Annotated in this window: 15 protein-coding genes; 8 read left to right on the forward strand and 7 right to left on the reverse strand. The window is 67.3% G+C overall.

Translation table 11 applies throughout. The annotated features are described in order from the left end of the window. The first annotated feature begins 159 nt into the window (after positions 1–159). From AC5ZH6_RS19735 to AC5ZH6_RS19750, 4 genes are all read left to right on the forward strand, one after another. A complete protein-coding gene (locus AC5ZH6_RS19735; protein ID WP_035726907.1) occupies positions 160–1,041 on the forward strand; it encodes a CDP-diacylglycerol diphosphatase in 882 nt (293 codons plus the stop codon). Positions 1,042–1,342: 301 nt separating this feature from the next. Further along, positions 1,343–2,323 carry a TIGR04222 domain-containing membrane protein gene (locus tag AC5ZH6_RS19740; RefSeq protein WP_006367849.1) on the forward strand — a complete coding sequence of 327 codons (981 nt, stop codon included), beginning with the start codon at positions 1,343–1,345 and terminating at the stop codon, positions 2,321–2,323. 69 nt (positions 2,324–2,392) lie between these two features. Beyond that, positions 2,393–3,241 (forward strand): MbnB/TglH/ChrH family RiPP precursor modification enzyme, encoded by an 849-nt coding sequence (locus tag AC5ZH6_RS19745; protein ID WP_006367848.1) that lies wholly within the window; start codon positions 2,393–2,395, stop codon positions 3,239–3,241. Continuing rightward, entirely contained in the window at positions 3,238–3,531 is a 294-nt protein-coding gene (locus tag AC5ZH6_RS19750; protein WP_081482470.1) for an SCO6045 C-terminal-like domain-containing protein, read from the forward strand. Before AC5ZH6_RS19745 ends, AC5ZH6_RS19750 begins: the two co-directional genes overlap by 4 nt. 260 nt (positions 3,532–3,791) lie before the next feature. Here AC5ZH6_RS19750 and tuf read toward each other — a convergent pair whose 3' ends face one another. The 6 genes from tuf to AC5ZH6_RS19780 all read right to left on the reverse strand — a co-directional run bounded on the left by tuf (position 3,792) and on the right by AC5ZH6_RS19780 (position 10,354). Next, positions 3,792–4,982, reverse strand: coding sequence for an elongation factor Tu (gene tuf / locus AC5ZH6_RS19755; protein ID WP_006367846.1), 1,191 nt, complete (start codon positions 4,980–4,982; stop codon positions 3,792–3,794). 131 nt (positions 4,983–5,113) lie between these two features. Next, entirely contained in the window at positions 5,114–7,219 is a 2,106-nt protein-coding gene (gene fusA, locus AC5ZH6_RS19760) for an elongation factor G (RefSeq protein WP_006367845.1), read from the reverse strand. A gap of 147 nt (positions 7,220–7,366) precedes the next feature. Next, on the reverse strand, positions 7,367–7,837 hold the full coding sequence (gene rpsG / locus AC5ZH6_RS19765; RefSeq protein WP_005199940.1) for a 30S ribosomal protein S7: 471 nt from the start codon (positions 7,835–7,837) through the stop codon (positions 7,367–7,369). Between the two features lie 6 nt (positions 7,838–7,843). Further along, on the reverse strand, positions 7,844–8,215 hold the full coding sequence (gene rpsL, locus AC5ZH6_RS19770; protein ID WP_006367844.1) for a 30S ribosomal protein S12: 372 nt from the start codon (positions 8,213–8,215) through the stop codon (positions 7,844–7,846). Positions 8,216–8,798: 583 nt separating this feature from the next. Then, a complete protein-coding gene (locus tag AC5ZH6_RS19775; protein WP_006367843.1) occupies positions 8,799–9,452 on the reverse strand; it encodes a hypothetical protein in 654 nt (217 codons plus the stop codon). Beyond that, positions 9,449–10,354: an exodeoxyribonuclease III gene (locus AC5ZH6_RS19780; protein WP_006367842.1), complete on the reverse strand. Its 906-nt coding sequence runs from the start codon at positions 10,352–10,354 to the stop codon at positions 9,449–9,451. The genes AC5ZH6_RS19775 and AC5ZH6_RS19780 overlap by 4 nt, the downstream gene beginning before the upstream one ends. A 166-nt stretch (positions 10,355–10,520) precedes the next feature. On the opposite strand from AC5ZH6_RS19780, the gene AC5ZH6_RS19785 reads away from it, so the two are divergent. The 3 genes from AC5ZH6_RS19785 (at position 10,521) to AC5ZH6_RS19795 (ending at position 14,658) form a co-directional block, all read left to right on the forward strand. Next, positions 10,521–12,242, forward strand: a complete 1,722-nt coding sequence (locus tag AC5ZH6_RS19785) for a serine/threonine-protein kinase (RefSeq protein WP_006367841.1) — start codon at positions 10,521–10,523, stop codon at positions 12,240–12,242. A gap of 30 nt (positions 12,243–12,272) precedes the next feature. Beyond that, positions 12,273–12,920 (forward strand): Pr6Pr family membrane protein, encoded by a 648-nt coding sequence (locus tag AC5ZH6_RS19790; RefSeq protein WP_006367840.1) that lies wholly within the window; start codon positions 12,273–12,275, stop codon positions 12,918–12,920. A gap of 76 nt (positions 12,921–12,996) precedes the next feature. Next, positions 12,997–14,658, forward strand: coding sequence for a sigma-54-dependent Fis family transcriptional regulator (locus tag AC5ZH6_RS19795; RefSeq protein ID WP_014361048.1), 1,662 nt, complete (start codon positions 12,997–12,999; stop codon positions 14,656–14,658). A gap of 32 nt (positions 14,659–14,690) precedes the next feature. On the opposite strand, the gene AC5ZH6_RS19800 is transcribed toward AC5ZH6_RS19795, so the two are convergent. After that, positions 14,691–15,839, reverse strand: coding sequence for an HPP family protein (locus tag AC5ZH6_RS19800; RefSeq protein ID WP_496167717.1), 1,149 nt, complete (start codon positions 15,837–15,839; stop codon positions 14,691–14,693). A 282-nt stretch (positions 15,840–16,121) separates the two neighbouring features. On the opposite strand from AC5ZH6_RS19800, the gene AC5ZH6_RS19805 reads away from it, so the two are divergent. Beyond that, the gene (locus AC5ZH6_RS19805) at positions 16,122–17,618 is read left to right on the forward strand and encodes an aldehyde dehydrogenase family protein (RefSeq protein ID WP_006367837.1); all 1,497 of its coding nucleotides are present in this window, start codon (positions 16,122–16,124) and stop codon (positions 17,616–17,618) included. Positions 17,619–17,690 lie beyond the last annotated feature (72 nt).

Genomic DNA, 17,690 nt, shown 5'->3' on the forward strand with positions numbered 1-17,690 from the left:
TATGAGGTCTAAGTAGCTCGGAATTCGCTGAGCGAAACATGTGGAAAACCTGAATCGATTTCGGCGTTCGAGTAACCGGGGCCTTCGCCGACTGGCACACTCATGGCTCAGACGGAGCAACCGGCCGACCAGCCGGGCTCATCGGTGAGAGGGCCGGCCATGGACAGCGACTCCACCCCCTTGCCGGGCGCATCCACTCCGAGCCGCGGGTTGAGTCGGCGCACCTTCCTCACCACGACGGCCGCCCTCGGCGTCGGCGCGGTCGCCGGAACGGGCGTCGCCGGCATCGCGTGGGGTGCTCCCCCACCCGACTGCGGCAGCCCGTCGGACTCGGGCAAGACGAACGCCCGTTTCTGGCTGTGGGATCAGGTCAAAGGGTGCACGCCCGCCCAGCCCGGGTCCAACCTCTACGTCAAGCAGATCTCGGCGAGTCCCAACCGCTACTACGCGATCCGACGAGGCGGCGACAACCCGCACGGCAACAACGACATCCTGCTCATGCCGACCAATCGCATCTCGGGTATCGAATGCAGCTACCTGCGCCACGATCCGCCCAACTGGTGGGCCGGTGCGTGGCGCGAGGCCGTCGCGAACATCCCGGCCAAGCCGTCCTCCCCACTCGCGCTGGGCGTCAACTCCAAGGACCGACGAGGCCAGGACCAACTCCACATCCACCTGTCCCAGGTCTTCTATCCGACGTTCAGTGATCTCCGGCAGATCCAACCGGTCACCAAGATCAGCGACTGGATGTCGCCGCAGGCCAACGTCGAACTGCGCATCAACGATCGCCACAAGACCCCGCTGCGCAAGACCGCCTGGTTCCGGGTGGTGAAGTACACCGGGGCGCTGCCGAATCTGTTCGCCGAACTCGCGAAGGTCCTCCCGGCGACCGAGAGCATGGAACACCAGGTCGTCGGAGCCGTGTGGACCGGCATCGGGAGCACCTACTACCTGATCAACAGCACGGCACTGAAGACCCCCAAGGGGCCGGGGACGGGTCTGCTGGACTTCATCTACAACTGGCCGGCCAACAAACCCTGACACATCGCCCCAGCTCACCGGATCGATATCTGTGAGCATCCGATGGAATCGGTCACGAATCGGCCACGGCAGGCCTTCACCACTGGCGCATTCGCACGCCGCGTAGATACTGAGATCACCTGACACGCAGTGACTCTCGGGCCGAGAAGTAGTAACCGAACGGCCGCCGCCGCAACGAGTGTCGGGCCTGCGCAACGTCGCGCCGGCCGACGATGCCTTTCCCCGCGCCTCGTAATCGCGGGTTCACCTCCGCGCATGCCTCGTGGCGAGGCGTGCGCACCGGGAGAAAGCCGGTGACACCATGAACAGTACCGACACCTGGGGTATCCCCAGCACGACCTTCCTCGCCCTCTATGCCGTCATCTCGGTGGCGGCTCTCGCCGTCGTCATCGTGCGGCGACGTCCCGCCCATCAGCGGGTCGATGATCTCCCCGACCTCACTCCCACACAGATCGGAGCACTGGTCTCCGAGGAGAATGCGGTCCTCGCAGCGGTCGCCCAACTCCGGGCAGCCGGCTATATCAACTCGAGCGGACGTGTGACCAATCGACTGAAAGCTGCACCCGCACAGAATGATCGGTTTGTCCGGGCGGTCGGTGACCGTTATGCGCGACGCGGCACGAGTGCCTTGCGTGACGTGTCGGTGCCGTTGCGGCAGGTGCACTCGGAGCTCATTGACGTGGGCCTGCGCCACGCACGCCGACGCGCGGTCGGGGTGGCCGTCCTGATCCCGGTACTCGTCCTCGGGCTCGCACGGATCGTGGCCGGCCTCGCGCACCGCAAGCCGGTCGGCTATCTCGTCGTCATCGTGATATGCCTTGCCGCGGTGTGTATCTGGTGCGCAGTCCATCCTCGTGAGCGGACCGCGCGCGGCGAGGCGGTACTCGCCGAACTGCGCCGGCGGCACAGGTTGCTCGCGCCGCAGTACCGGCCCGCGCTCGCCACCCTCGGAGCACACCACGCCGCCGTCGCCGCAGCCCTGCACGGCATCGAAGCACTTGCACTCCTCGATCCGCGCCTGGCCGCCGACCCGCTGCTCCGCCCGACGACGACGGCCCCCGATCCGGGGATCGCCACCCCCACAACACCTGTCGTGAGAAAGGCCCGTTCACGACGTGCCACGGGCAGCGGCGGAGCATCGTGGTTCGGGTCCGCCTTCTACGGCGGCAGCGACGGCGGCTCGCATCACGGGGGTTCGTCACACAGTTGCGGTGGGGGCTGGAGTGGCTGCAGCAGTGGCGGATCCAGCTGTGGAGGCGGTGGCGGCGGATGCGGCGGGTGATCACCGCGTACGACCACCCGGGACAACGAGATCACCACGAGGCGGGGCGCATCAGAGAAAGGGTTCCTCATGAGCAGATCACGTAGTGCGTCACAGGTCGCCGGTATCGGGATCGGCTGGCGCCCGGAGATCGCGGCCGTCGTCGACGACCTTCCCGGCCTCGGATTCTGTGAGGTCATCGCCGAGTCGGTGCCGCACATCGACGTCGAACCGCTTACGGCGCTGGGGGTGCCGGTGATCCCGCACGGCGTCGGCCTGTCTCTGGGTGGTGCCGAGCCGGTGACCGACGACCGGATCGACGTTCTGGCACGCGCGGTTCGCCGCCTGCGGTCGCCGCTGGTCAGTGAACACATCGCGTTCGTCCGGGCGGGCGGCGTCGAGGCCGGGCATCTGTTGCCCGTCCCCCGGACGCGTGAAGCGCTGGCAGTGTTGTGCGACAACATCACTCGCACCCAGGACCGGTTGTCGGTGCCGCTGGCGGTGGAGAACATCGCAGCATTGTTCTCCTGGCCCGACGACGAGTACACCGAGGGTGAGTTCCTCGCCGAGATCGTCGAGCGCACCGGGGTCCGGCTGCTGCTGGACGTCGCGAATGTGTATGCGTGTGCCCGCAACTCGGGTATCGATCCGGCCGTCGAACTCTCCCGGATGCCGCTCGAGGCGATCGCCTACTGTCACGTCGCCGGCGGCGAATCCGACGGGGTGCTCTATCACGACACCCACACCGCGCCCGTTCCCGACGCGGTGCTCGACCTCGTCACCCGGCTCGCCGCCACCGGGCGCGCGCCGGCATTCATGCTCGAGCGCGACGGCCGGTATCCGCCGGTGACCGAGCTCCTCGGTGAACTCGACGCGATCGCCGACGCCGCGCGGATGGACCGGATCACCGTCGGCAGCCGCTGGTGGGCGGCGTCGTGACCGGCCTAGCGCAACGGCAAGAAGACCTCGTGCGCGCGCTCGTCACCGGTGCGCCGACGCCTGCGGGCTTCGACCCGACGCGGCTGCGCGCCGTCGAAGATACCCTGTTGCGCAAGCGATCCGGTGAGGCGGCCCGACATCTGCCGCTGCTGTGTGCAGAACTCGGGGAGCGCAGGTTCACCGAGTTGTTCTGCGCGTGGGCACGCGGGCGGGAACGGGGCGGATCGTGTGCCGATGCCGCGGCGTTCGCCGCTCAGCTGGGCGCAGACGTAGCAGAAGGTCACGCGTAGGGCGAACCTTCTGCTACGTCTGCGGCAGCATCGCCTGACACAACGAGAAGGCGCCCCAACCGCGAAAGCGGTTGGGGCGCCTTTGATAACTCAGTGAGTCAGAGTGTCACTTGACGATCCGTGACGCAGGCCCGTGCCCACATGACAACGCTCTCACGCCACCACAGAGGGCACGGGAAATCATCACTTGACGATCCGTGACGCAGGCCCGTGCCCACATGACAACGCTCTCACGCCACCACAGAGGGCACGGGAAATCGTCACTTGACGATCTTCGTGACTCGACCCGCACCAACGGTGCGGCCACCCTCGCGGATGGCGAAGCGCAGGCCCTCGTCCATGGCGACCGGCTGGATGAGCTTGACGCTCATCTCGGTGTTGTCGCCCGGCATGACCATTTCGGTGCCCTCGGGGAGGGTCACGACGCCGGTCACGTCGGTGGTACGGAAGTAGAACTGCGGACGGTAGTTGTTGAAGAACGGGGTGTGACGGCCGCCCTCGTCCTTGGACAGGATGTAGGCCTGGCCCTCGAACTCGGTGTGCGGGGTCGTGGTGCCCGGCTTCACGATGACCTGGCCACGCTCGACGTCCTCACGCTTGAGGCCGCGGAGCAGCAGACCGGCGTTGTCGCCCGCCTGCGCCGAATCGAGGAGCTTGTGGAACATCTCGATACCGGTGACGGTGGTCTTGGTGGACTTCTCGCGGATGCCGACGATCTCGACTTCCTCGTTCACGTTGACCTCGCCGCGCTCCACACGACCGGTGACCACGGTGCCGCGGCCGGTGATGGTGAAGACGTCCTCGACGGGCATCAGGAACGGCTTGTCGGTCTCGCGAACCGGATCCGGGATCGACTCGTCGACCGCGTCCATGAGCTCCTCGACGGACTTGACCCACTCCGGGTCACCCTCGAGGGCCTTGAGCGCCGACACCTTGACGACGGGGGCTTCCTCGTCGAACTCCTGGGCGGCCAGCAGTTCGCGGACCTCCATCTCGACGAGTTCGATGATCTCTTCGTCGTCGACCATGTCGGCCTTGTTCAGGGCGACCAGGATGTAGGGCACACCGACCTGGCGGGCCAGCAGCACGTGCTCACGGGTCTGCGGCATCGGACCGTCGGTGGCGGCAACCACGAGGATCGCGCCGTCCATCTGAGCCGCACCGGTGATCATGTTCTTGATGTAGTCGGCGTGACCGGGGGCGTCCACGTGGGCGTAGTGACGCTTCTCGGTCTCGTACTCGACATGCGAGATGTTGATCGTGATACCACGAGCCTTCTCTTCAGGAGCCTTGTCGATCTGATCGAACGCGAAGCTCTTGTTGAGGGTCGGGTACTTGTCGTGCAGGACCTTGGTGATGGCCGCGGTCAGGGTGGTCTTGCCGTGGTCGACGTGACCGATGGTGCCGATGTTCACGTGCGGCTTGGTCCGCTCGAACTTCGCCTTCGCCACTTGATTGTCCTCCTGGACTTGTTGCTCTACTGGGCGGATCCCAGCAGGGGTTTTCTCTTACGTTGTTCGCGCCGTGTCACCACGGCGTCGGTCGCCGTGAGCGCTTCGCGACAGACCGCGCAGCGAGTGAATTACTCGCCGGTGGCCTTCGCGATGATTTCCTTCGACACGTTCGCCGGAACCTCGGCGTACGAGTCGAACACCATGGAGTAGTTAGCCCGGCCCTGGGTCCGCGACCGCAGGTCGCCGATGTAGCCGAACATCTCCGACAGCGGAACCTGCGCCTTGACGACACGGGCACCGCTGCGCTCCTCCATGGCCTGGATCTGGCCACGGCGGGAGTTCAGGTCGCCGATCACGTCACCCATGTAATCCTCCGGAGTCGTGACCTCGACGGCCATGATCGGCTCCAGGATGACCGGGCTCGCCATCCGCGCAGACTCCTTGAGAGCCTGTGCACCGGCGATCTTGAAGGCCATTTCCGAGGAGTCGACGTCGTGGTACTGACCGTCGAGCAGGGTGACCTTCAAGTTGACCAACGGATAACCGGCGAGCACGCCGTACTGCATCGCGTCCTGCGCACCGGCATCCACCGACGGGATGTACTCGCGCGGCACACGACCACCGGTCACGGCGTTCTCGAATTCGTAGGTCGCACCATCCTCGGCGTCCACCAGGGGCTCGAGCTTGATGATGACCTTCGCGAACTGGCCGGAACCACCGGTCTGCTTCTTGTGCGTGTACTCGTGCTTCTCGACGGTCTTGCGAATCGTCTCGCGGTAGGCCACCTGCGGCTTACCGACGTTCGCCTCGACCTTGAACTCGCGACGCATGCGGTCGACGAGGATGTCGAGGTGGAGCTCGCCCATACCGCCGATGACGGTCTGACCGGTCTCCTCGTCGAGGTGGACCGAGAACGTCGGATCCTCTTCGGCGAGCTTCTGGATCGCGGTGCCGAGCTTCTCCTGGTCGGACTTGGTCTTCGGCTCGATGGAGACGTTGATGACCGGATCCGGGAAGCTCATCGACTCGAGCACGATGGGTGCGTTCGGGTCGCACAGGGTGTCACCGGTGGTGGTGTCCTTGAGCCCGATCATCGCGTAGATGTGTCCGGCCCAGGCCTCGTCGACCGGGTTCTCCTTGTTGGCGTGCATCTGGAAGAGCTTGCCGATGCGCTCTTTCTTGCCCTTGGTGGCATTGAGCACCTGGGTACCCGCACTGATGTGACCGGAGTACACCCGCACGAAGGTCAGCTTGCCGAAGAACGGGTGCGCGGCGATCTTGAACGCCAGAGCCGAGAACGGCTCGTCGGCACTGGGCTTGCGAGAGAGGATCTCCTCCTCGTTGCCCACCGCGTGGCCCTCGACGCTCGGCACGTCCAGCGGGGACGGCAGGTACGCGATGACGGCGTCGAGCATCGGCTGGATGCCCTTGTTCTTGAACGCCGAACCACAGATCACCGGGTAGTACTCGCGGGCGATCGTGAGCTTGCGGATCGCGCCCTTGATCTCGTCCTCGGAGAGCTCTTCACCACCGAAGTACTTCTCCAGCAACGCCTCGTCGCTCTCGGCGACGGTCTCGAGCAGCTTCTCGCGGTACTCGGCGGCCTGATCGACGAGATCGGCGGGGATCTCCTCGAAGGTCGGCTCCGCACCGATCTCGACGGTGCCGCGCCAGGTGATCGCCTTCTGGGTGATCAGGTCGACGACGCCGTCGAAGTTGTCCTCGGCACCGATCGGCAGCTGCAGGACGAGCGGCTTGGCACCGAGACGCTCCTCGATGGTGCGCACGGTGAAGAAGAAGTCCGCACCGAGCTTGTCCATCTTGTTGACGAAGCAGATACGCGGCACGTCGTATTTCTCGGCCTGTCGCCAGACCTGCTCGGACTGCGGCTCGACGCCTTCCTTGCCGTCGAACACCGCGACCGCACCGTCGAGCACGCGCAGGCTGCGCTCCACCTCGACGGTGAAGTCGACGTGGCCCGGGGTGTCGATGATGTTGATCTGGTTCTTGTTCCAGAAACAGGTCACCGCAGCGGAGGTGATGGTGATCCCCCGCTCCTTCTCCTGCTCCATCCAGTCCGTCGTCGAGGCGCCGTCGTGGGTCTCACCGATCTTGTAGTTCACACCGGTGTAGAAAAGGATTCGCTCGGTCGCGGTGGTCTTGCCGGCATCGATGTGGGCCATGATGCCGATGTTGCGAACCTTGTTGAGGTCGCTGAGCACTTCCTGTGCCATCAAGTTCCCTTCGGGAAGATTTCGGACTAAAGGCTGTCTTCATTTGTCAGCCCGGGCTCGCTGCGCTCGCCCCCACCCTCGCAGGCTCGGGTGGACTGGCCGGTCGTCGCTGCGCTCCGAGCGGCCAGTGCCCGGTGTTGAGTTCTTCTACCAGCGGTAGTGCGCGAACGCCCGGTTGGCCTCGGCCATCTTGTGGGTGTCCTCGCGACGCTTCACCGACGCGCCCAGACCGTTGGAGGCGTCGAGCAGCTCGTTGGCCAGACGCTCGACCATGGTCTTCTCGCGACGCTGCCGGCTGAAGGTCACCAGCCAACGCAGGGCGAGGGTGTTGGCACGGTTCGGCTTGACCTCGATCGGCACCTGGTAGGTGGCACCGCCGACGCGGCGGCTCTTGACCTCGAGGGTCGGCTTGACGTTGTCGAGGGCGCGCTTGAGGGTGACCACCGGGTCGGTGCCGGTCTTCTCGCGGGCCTGCTCGAGTGCGCCGTAAACGATGCGCTCGGCGGTCGACTTCTTGCCGTCCAGCAGGATCTTGTTGACCAGCTGGGTGACCAGCGGCGAACCGTAGACGGGATCGTTGATCAGCGGGCGCTTGGGTGCGGGTCCTTTACGTGGCATCGCTTATCAGCTCCCCTTCTTCGCGCCGTAACGGCTGCGGGCCTGCTTGCGGTCCTTGACACCCTGGGTGTCGAGCGAGCCGCGGATGATCCGGTAACGCACACCGGGGAGGTCCTTCACACGACCACCACGCACGAGCACCATCGAGTGCTCCTGCAGGTTGTGGCCCTCACCCGGGATGTAAGCGGTGACCTCGACGGCACTGGTCAGGCGCACACGGGCAACCTTGCGCAGCGCGGAGTTCGGCTTCTTGGGGGTGGTGGTGTAGACGCGGGTGCACACGCCGCGACGCTGCGGGCTTCCCTTGAGCGCTGCGGTCTTCTTCTTCGCAGCCTTGTCATGACGGCCCTTGCGGACCAGCTGATTGATCGTTGGCACTGAGTATTTCTTCCTTTGTCGGCACGTTCGCCCGCACGCGAGGTGGAGCGCTCGATGGTGTTGTCGTCGTGGTTTGTGCTCCGGGCAGGTCGTCGGAATCGGTCGGGACCGGACTTCCGGCGACCTCCACAACTCGCCCCACCAGGGCGTAGACCCTGGTCAGTACAGTTATTGCTACCCCGAGGTCGGGCGTGTCAAACACCCGACAGCGGAATCGCTTGTCAGTCCGGCCACCCCTCGCACGGGCGGGAGTTCCCATGCGAGCTGTCTACCTCCGTCGCCGTCGGCGTAAACCTCGGGCGGCGTGGGCAGGGCACGCGGACTGGCCCGGCTGTTGCCAGGCACCGACGGTCCACTCTACCGATGGGGTTCACACAGGTCAAAAATCGGATCCAGACGGCCAACGCGACCGCAACCCGGGGTGATCGGCAGATGACCGGACGTGGTTGGTGAACCACCTGACCTGCCTGAACATTCCCGCACCAGGAAATCGGACACGCACACCGGAGGTGCTCGATGGCCAGCACCGGAGGTGCTCGATGGCCAGCACCGGAGGTGCTCAATGGCCCAGCACCGGAGGTGCTCAATGGCCCAGAAAGGTCTTGAGCATCACGATGACCGCGGCGAGCCCGGCGGCGATCAGTCCGGCGATCAGCATGCGCATGTCGAGTCGATTGCCGCGGACACGCTCGGTGACGATCGGGACCGAGGCGATCCGGATCACGATGACGCAGCCGGACACCAGCTGGGCGACCTGCGTCGGGATGAGGTCGTGGTACCCGAGGGCCAAGATGATGGCGGGCCAGATCGCCGACGACATGATGGGCACGGCGTCGCGCAGCTCGTCGAGGATTTCGCGGCGCAGGTCGGGGCGTTCGACTTCGCCGTCGTTCACCTCGGCGCCCTCATCCACCCCGTCGGCGGCGCGATTACCGCTCGTGCTCTCGTGCGCCTCCGGGATGTTGGCCCACGCGAGCAGATCCGCGAAGATGTGCGCGATGTAGGTGGTCAGCCCGGTGCCGAGCACGATCAGCACCGCATGTCCCTCGTAGATGTCGCCGGCCGAGGCGAGGACGATCGCCGCCAACACCAGCAGGTTGCCGTAAACGTACGCCGAGAGCCGTGAGGCCGCCCGAGCGGGCGGCAGCGGTCCGCCGCGGCGCGCGGTGAGGACGCCGTACCACTGTGGGTGCCGACGGGCATCGTTGGCGGCGGCGCCCGTCCCGGCGTCGTTCACGAGGAGGCCCGGCCCGGGCCGACGTCCTTGGCCTGCGGCAACGACACCTTCGACGATCCGCGGCGCGCCGGATTGGACGGCGGCGGAACCATCGGTCCGATGTCGCCGTCGGGGGCGTCGTCGAGGTCGACGATGACCGGTGCGTGATCGCTCGGCTTGGACCCCTTGCGCGCGGCGCGGTCCACCCACGTCGCGGCCACCCGGGGTGCGGTGTCGGCGCCGGCGAGGATCAGGTCGATCCGCATGCCGAGATCCTTGTGGAACATTCCGGCACGGTAGTCCCAATAACTGAAGACGCGTTCGGACGGCCACCGGGTGCGCACCACGTCGGTCAGGCCGAGATCCTCCAGACCTGCGAGCGCCGCGCGCTCGGGTTCGGTGACGTGGGTGTGGCCCTCATAGGCCTTGGGGTCGAACACATCGGCGTCGGCGGGCGCGATGTTGATGTCGCCGCACAGCATCGTCGTGGCCGCCTCGGGCGCGACCACTTCCCGGAGCCGGTCGAGCCACGCGAGCTTGTAGCGGTAGTGATCGGAGTCGGGCTCGCGGCCGTTGGGTACATAGAGGGAGTACACGCGCACTCCCCCGCAGATCGCCGACACCGCACGCGCCTCGGGCGCCGACTCGGGGTCGGGATAGCCTGGCGCACCGGCGAATCCGCGGCGCACCTCGGACAGACCGACCCGGGACAGGATCGCGACCCCGTTCCACTGCCCCTGCCCGACGTGCACGAACTCGTAACCGCGGTCGGTGAATTCGGGCCCGAGGACGGTGTCGAAGACGTCGTCGGAGAGTTTGGTCTCCTGCAGGCACACCACATCGGGGCGCCGCTCATCCAGCCAGGGCAACAGCCGGGGAATCCGCTGTTTCACCGAGTTCACGTTCCAGGTCGCCACACGCATGCGACCACGGTATCGCCGGTGCACGTCGCGCTCGCGGCATCCCACCCCGCAGATCCGATCCGCCGAATGGAGGACCGAGCACGTGACCACCACAGGTCGGGTGTGACATCGTCGATCACAGACCCGGTCGATCACCGACCCGCCATCCGAGCAAGGGCACGAGACCATGACATTACGAGTCGGCTCGACCTTCGCCGGATACACCGTGCTCGCCCCGCTCGGCGCCGGCGGCATGGGCGAGGTCTACCTGGTGGAGCATCCACACCTGCTGCGGCGGCAGGCGTTGAAGGTCATCTCGCGTCTCGGGGCGGGTAACGACGAGTTCGCGCGTCGCTTCCTCCATGAGGCCCGCACCGCCGCGGCCCTGGACCATCCGGGCATCATCACGGTGCACGACTTCGGGATCGTCGACGAGACACCGTGGTTCACGATGAGTTACATCGACGGCGCCGACCTGAGCGCCGCGGACCTCACACCCGACGAGGTCGTGCACATCGTGGGCCGCGTCGCCGACGCCCTCGACCACGCCCACCACCAAGGAGTGGTGCACCGCGACATCAAGCCCGCGAACATCGTCGTCACCCGCGCGGCATCGACCCAGGAGATCGACCGGGTGATCGTCCTGGACTTCGGGATCGCCAAGCTCGCCGGCGGCGACGCCACACCACTGACCGCAACCAACGCCATCATCGGCACCCTGGCCTACTGCGCGCCCGAGATCATCGAGGGCGGCGCGGCGACCGCACTCTCGGATCAGTACTCCCTGGCGTGCACGGCCTATCAGCTCCTCACCGGCACCACACCGTTCCACGCGGCCGAGCCCGCCGCTCTGATCCGCGACCATCTCGCCCGACCCGCCCCCGCTCTCGGCCTCGCCCATCCCGACCTCGCAGGGCTCGATGCGGCCTTCGCCACCGCCCTGGCCAAACACCCCGAGGATCGCCACCGCGACTGCCGATCGTTCGCCGCCGCGCTCGTCGCGTCGAGCACCGCCGCAAGAAGTACTGCCACAACGAGCACTGCCACAACGAGCACCATCGCGACTCCGGACCCGACGACGACGGCGCTGCCCCGAGTGCCCCACACCCAGTGGCGCACTCGACCGCCGCGAACCCCACCACCGCGAACCCCACCACATCGAACCCCGCCACCCGGGACCCCACCCCCGCGCACCCGGCCCGCCACCGACGAGCGCACCGTCACCCGGGCCCGACCGCCCGCTCCGATCCCACAGGCACCACCTCCGCCGACTCCGATCCCGCCGCCGGCTCCCGCACGACGCACCCGCGGAACCACCGCCACGCTCTGCGCCGCGATCCTCGCCCTTGCCGGCGCCGCGATGATCGCCGGAAGTCTGCTCGGCTGGGCGACGATCTCGTTCACCGACACCACCGGCCGGCAACGGAGTTACACCATCAGTGGACTCGGCACCGTCAGCCACGGTGGTGCCGCGGGCGACTTCGATCCGCTCTCCGTCGCGCACTACACCGCAGCGGGCATGCCGACGGTCATCTGCGGGGCGGTACTCGTACTCGCCGCGGCTGCGCTCTGCATACGCCACCTGGTGTTCATGGGCGCGATGCAACGATTCAGCCCGCTCGCTTCGCTCCCGGCGCTGCATCGATTCAGCCCGCTCGCTTCGCTCCCGGCGCTGGTCGGCGTCGCCGCAGGCGGGGCCGGTGCATTCTTCGCCGCACGCGCCATCCGCGACCCGTGGCGCGCGGTCGCCTCGACCGATCCCTCACTCACCCCGTTTCGGCAGTGGCTCGACGCGGCCACCGTCGGTCCGGGCCTGTGGATGGTGGCCGCGAGCGCCGCGGTCGGCGTCGTCGCGTCGATCCTGGCCGCGATCGTCGGCTCGCCAACCACCTCGCGTCGAGGAGCATGACAGGAACGACGACCATGACAGGATTGCGTCATGTCGGAATTCCCCGTCCTGTCCCGGATCGACGAACGCCTCTGGTGGATTCGACTCGTGCGGTTGGGCTTTGCGGCCCTGGGTGCGGCGGCGTTGATCCTGTTGCCCATCCGGCAGGCCGACGTCGCCGGTTTCACCCTCGGCAACTACCTGAGCTACTTCACCGTGCTGTCGAACATCGCCGCCGTCTGCGTGCTGACGATCGGCGCCGTATTCGCACCGGAATCCGTTGTGTGGCAATGGATCAGGGGAGCAGCGACCACATGCATGGCGATCACCGGGATCGTCTACGCACTGCTGCTCTCGGGTATCGACGTGAACCTGAACATCGAGTGGATCAACTCGGTGCTGCACCGTGTGCTGCCGCTGGTCCTGCTCGTCGACTGGATCGTGGTGCGACCGCGCCGCCTGCCCGCGTGGAGTTGGTGGAGTTGGTTGGCGATCCCCCTGGTCTACGGCGTGTACACGCTCACCCGGGGCACGGTCGTCGACTGGTATCCGTATCCGTTCATCGACCCGCGCGCACAGGGCTACCTGTCGATGACGATGTCGATGATCGTCATCGTCATCGGGATGGCCGGGCTCGCGTTCGCGGTGTCCTGGCTCGGGACGCGGCTGCCGTGGCGAACGGCCGAATCCACCGGGTGACGGACACCCCACCAGCACCGGACCTCCCGAGGGCGGACCGGCGCCTTTCGCGTGCACCCCGACATGTGCCATCGTTGTGACCATCGACACAACAGCGGCAGCGCACCCCGATCCCCGCCATCGGACTCCCGGCCGACAGGTCATCGCAGCGTCCTGGCGGCGATCAGCGATGTCCGGAATCCGCCCCGACAGCGACGTACTGCCCGCGCCGGTCGACATCTCGTCAGCCGACCCGCTCCTCGACGCCGCCCGGCCCGTCCTCGACGACGCCGCCTCGCGGATCGTCGGCAGCGAGATGTCGCTACTGCTCGTCGACCACGAATGCCGCATGGTCTCCCGCGTCACCGGCGGCACCACCATCGAGCGCGCACTCGACGGCGCCGGCGCGGCCAGCGGGGTGCCCTTCGGCGAAGCCGCGGTCGGCACCACCGCGCTCGGCACGCCCGCCGAGATCCGTCGCGGCGTGATGGTCAACGGCTCCGAGCACTACCTCGAGAAGTTCAAGCGACTCAGCTGCTTCGGTCAGCCGATCATCCACCCGGCCACCCGACGCCTCGTGGGCAGTCTGTGCATGACCGAGGTCGCCGACAACACCAACCCGTTGGCGGTGCCGTTCGTCAACGGGATCGTCGCCGACATCGCCGATCGGCTCCTCGATCGCTCCCGCTCACATCAACGACGGGTGCTCGACGCGTTCCAGCGCGCCGCCCCGCGCCGCGATGTCGCGGTCGCCGCCATCGGTGACGACATCCAGCTCACCAATACCCTTGCCGCCGAACTACTCTGCGCATCCGACTTCGGCGCGCTGCGGGCCGTGGTGGCCGACCCGGCGCTGCACCCGACCACCCTGTCGCTGACCCTGGCCGGCGGGACCGCCGTGGAGATCCTCGTCGAGCCGGTGGCGGGGACCCATGGTGCGGCACTGTTCCATCTGCGGCCGCTGACCGTCGGAGCCACCTCGCCCCCCACACCCGCACGCCCGGCATCGGTGGCCGCGGGCATCGCGATCACCGGTGAGCCGGGTACCGGACGCAGCACGACGGCCCGCTCGCTGGCCGCCGACCTCGGCGGTGATCACCGACCCCCGATCGTCGTCGACGTCGCCGACGCCCTCATCGACGGCGCCGCGCCGGACATCGCGGCGGTGCTCGCGCGGAGTCGCGCGGAGTCGGTGGCGCTGGTCGTCGACGGCGCCGAACTCCTCGACGACCGGTCGCTGACGCTGCTCCGCCATGCCGCGGGCCGGGCCACATCGGCCGCGCCGGTGATCGTGGTGACCGGTCCGCCGGCGCAACTCGGCGCCGGGGCGGCGGCTCTCATCGGGCATTGCCCGCGACGGGTGGACCTGCCGCCGCTGCGCCAACGCAGCACCGAGCTCGCCGCGATCGCCAGCGGCATCGTCGCCGACCTCGCGCCGGACACCGCACTGTCGAGCGGGGCCACCGACTGCCTTCTCAGTCAGGAGTGGCTGGGCAATCTCACCGAGTTGGTGGCGGTGCTCGACGAGGCGGTGGCCACCTGCCGGTCCCGGTCGGCGCGCACGGTCGAGGTCGCCGACCTCCCCGAGCGGTACCGCACCACGAGCCGCGCCGCGCACCTCGCCGGCCGCGAACAGGCCGAGCGACAGGCGATCATCGACGCGCTGGAACACTGCTCGCACAACAAGGTTCAGGCCGCCCGGGAACTCGGGATCTCCCGGACCACGCTGTACGCGCGGATGCGAGCGCTCGGGATCTGAGCCAGAGCACCGCATACTCCGGGAACGTCGGCCTACCCGGTGACCGCGTTCCCGCCGTTGCGCAGGGCGTGACGAGCGAGGACCGTGATGAGATCGGTCTGGGTCACGATGCCGACGATGGCCGGCCCGTCGAGCACCGGCACCGCGTCACAGCCACGTTCGGCGAGCTGGGGTAGCAACGCGGCGATCGGCGTATCCCGATGTACCACCGGCAGATCCGTGGTCATGATGTCGGTGGCACACACCTCCGGAGCGGCGAACACCTCCGGGGTGCCGCGCACCTCCGGAACTGTCGGGGACAGTCCGGACTCGATGAGATCGATCTGGAACACCACTCCCACGTACGCACCGTCGGCACCGACGACCGGCAGCGAGGTGAATCCGTGCTCACCGAAGAGATGCGCGAGTTCCGCCCGACCGGTCCGGGGAGCGACCGTCACGAGATCCCGGGACATCACCGACGCCACCTCCACCGGGCCGGTGACGTGCCCGGCCGCCTGCAGTTCGGCGGCTCCGACCAGTCGCGCGAGATCGGCGACCCCGAGGTTCAGTGACTGCTGATAGCGCGCCAGGATGTCGGCGAGTTCGTCCTCACGGAGTCCCACCCGTTCGGCGGGGTCGGCAACCGGATCGAACTGCCGGAACGGGTAGCGACGCCCGGTGAGCCGACCGAATGCCACGGCGGTCACCACCAGCAGCACGGCGCCGACGGCGACCGGCGCCAGGGCGAAACGGAATCCGAGCTCACGCACGGTGTCGGGTGCCAGAGCCGCACTCATCGCCACCGCACCCGCAGGCGGATGCACTGCCCGACACAGGATCATCGCCGCGACGGCCGCCCCGACCGCCAACGCCACCCGCACCGTGGGCTCGTCGACGACGAGCGTGATCCCGACGCCGACCACCGCCGAGACGACGCTGCCGACGACGACTGCCCACGGCTGGGCGAGTGGGCTGTTGGGCGCGGCGAACACGAGCACCGTCGTCGCACCGAACGGCGCGATGAGATACATCCCGAGGTGCAGATCCACCCCGGAGGACAGCATCACGACGCCGAGCACCCCGAGACCGAGACACGATCCGAGCCCGGCGCGCAGGGCCTCACGCGGCGAACCGGCGCCGGTCGCCGGCCCGAGCCCGTGCGCGGCCCGACCGAGGGCACCGGTGATCCTCGGCAGCATCGCCGACCTCCCGGGTTGAGGTGAGTGTGACCTCATCACGCTAGGTCAGCGGCTCTCCGGCGCCGAGGTCGGCACCTGTACAGCACGGTGTTCAGTTTCTGTACATCTCGACCGACCCATGCGGTGGCAGAAATAGAAGCAGGACCGAATATGACCCCCGTCACAACTGATCCGTCATTGACGACACCGCCATGTTCGCCCCGTGTCCCTCATCCGCCATTCCTTCATCCCCCATTCCTTCATCCCCCAATTCCTTCATCACTGAGTCGAGCAGGAGCCCACATGACCGCCGTCGCAACCGAACTCCTCCCCCGGGTACGGGATTTCATCTCGTCGGAGAAGAAGATGCTGATCGGGGGTGAGTGGGTGTCGGCGGAGTCCGGGCGGACGTTCGAGACCATCGATCCCGCCACCGCCCGCCCCATCACCAGCGTCGCCCACGGCGGTGCCGCCGACATCGACCGTGCGGTGCGCGCGGCCCGTGCCGCGTTCGACGAGGGCGCGTGGGTCCGGATGAAGCCCAACGAGCGGGAACGTCTGCTGTGGCGGGTCGGTGACATCCTCACCGAACGCGCCGAGGAGTTCGGCCAGCTCGAGGCCCTCGACAACGGCAAGGCCGCGACCATCGCGACCGCCGTCGACACCAACTGGTCGGCCGACATCTTCCGCTACAACGCGGGTCTGGCCACCAAGATCACCGGCTCGACCGTGAACGTGTCGATGCCGTTCGTCCCGGGCGGCGAGTTCCACGCGTACACCCTGCGCGAGCCGGTCGGTGTCTGCGGACTCATCGTGCCGTGGAATTTCCCGCTGCTCATGGCGGCGTTCAAACTGGCACCCGCACTCGCCGCCGGCAACACCGTGATCCTCAAGCCGGCCGAGCAGACCCCGCTCACCGCCCTGCTGCTCGGTGAGGTCTTCCAGGAGGCGGGCTTCCCGCCCGGTGTGGTCAACATCGTCACCGGTTTCGGCGATGCGGGCGCTGCACTCTCGGCACACGACGACGTCGACAAGATCGCCTTCACCGGTTCGACCGAGGTCGGCAAGAAGATCGTCGACGCCGCCAAGGGCAACCTGAAGAAGGTCTCGTTGGAACTCGGCGGCAAGAGCCCCAACATCGTGTTCGCCGACGCCGACTTCGAGAAGGCCGTCGCCGGGTCGGTGGCCGCGTGGATGTTCAATCACGGCCAGTGCTGCGTCGCCGGTACCCGCCTGTTCGTCGAGCGCCCCATCTTCGACGACTTCACCGCCGCCGTCGCCGAGGCCGCATCGCAGGCCAAGATCGGGCCGGGTCTGGACCCCACCACCGAGCTCGGACCGCTGGTCAGCCAGGAGCAGTTCGATCGCGTCTCGGGGTATCTCGCGGCCGGCCTCGCCGACGGAGCTCGCGCATTGACCGGCGGAAAGCGTTGGGGCAATGAGGGGTTCTTCATCGAGCCGACCGTCTTCGTCGACGTCGAACCGGACTTCTCGATCGTGCGCGAGGAGATCTTCGGTCCCGTCGTCGCCGCCCTGCCCTTCGACGCCGACACCGGTGTCGCCGCGGCGGCAAACGATTCCATCTACGGCCTGGCCGCCGGAATCTGGACCCAGGACCTGTCCAAGGCCCACAAGACCGCCCGGGCGATCAAGGCCGGCTCGGTGTGGGTGAACCAGTACAACGGCTTCGACACCGCGATGCCCTTCGGCGGTTACAAGCAGTCCGGATGGGGCCGCGAGCTCGGCGGCTCGGCGATCGATCTGTACACCCAGACCAAGGCCGTCAACGTCGCCCTGTGAGAGTTCCACGCTGTGACAGTTCCGCTCTCTCCCAACACTTTTCTCCATGATCAATTCTCATCACTCACATAG

Source organism: Gordonia sp. YC-XJ4 (assembly GCF_059511865.1).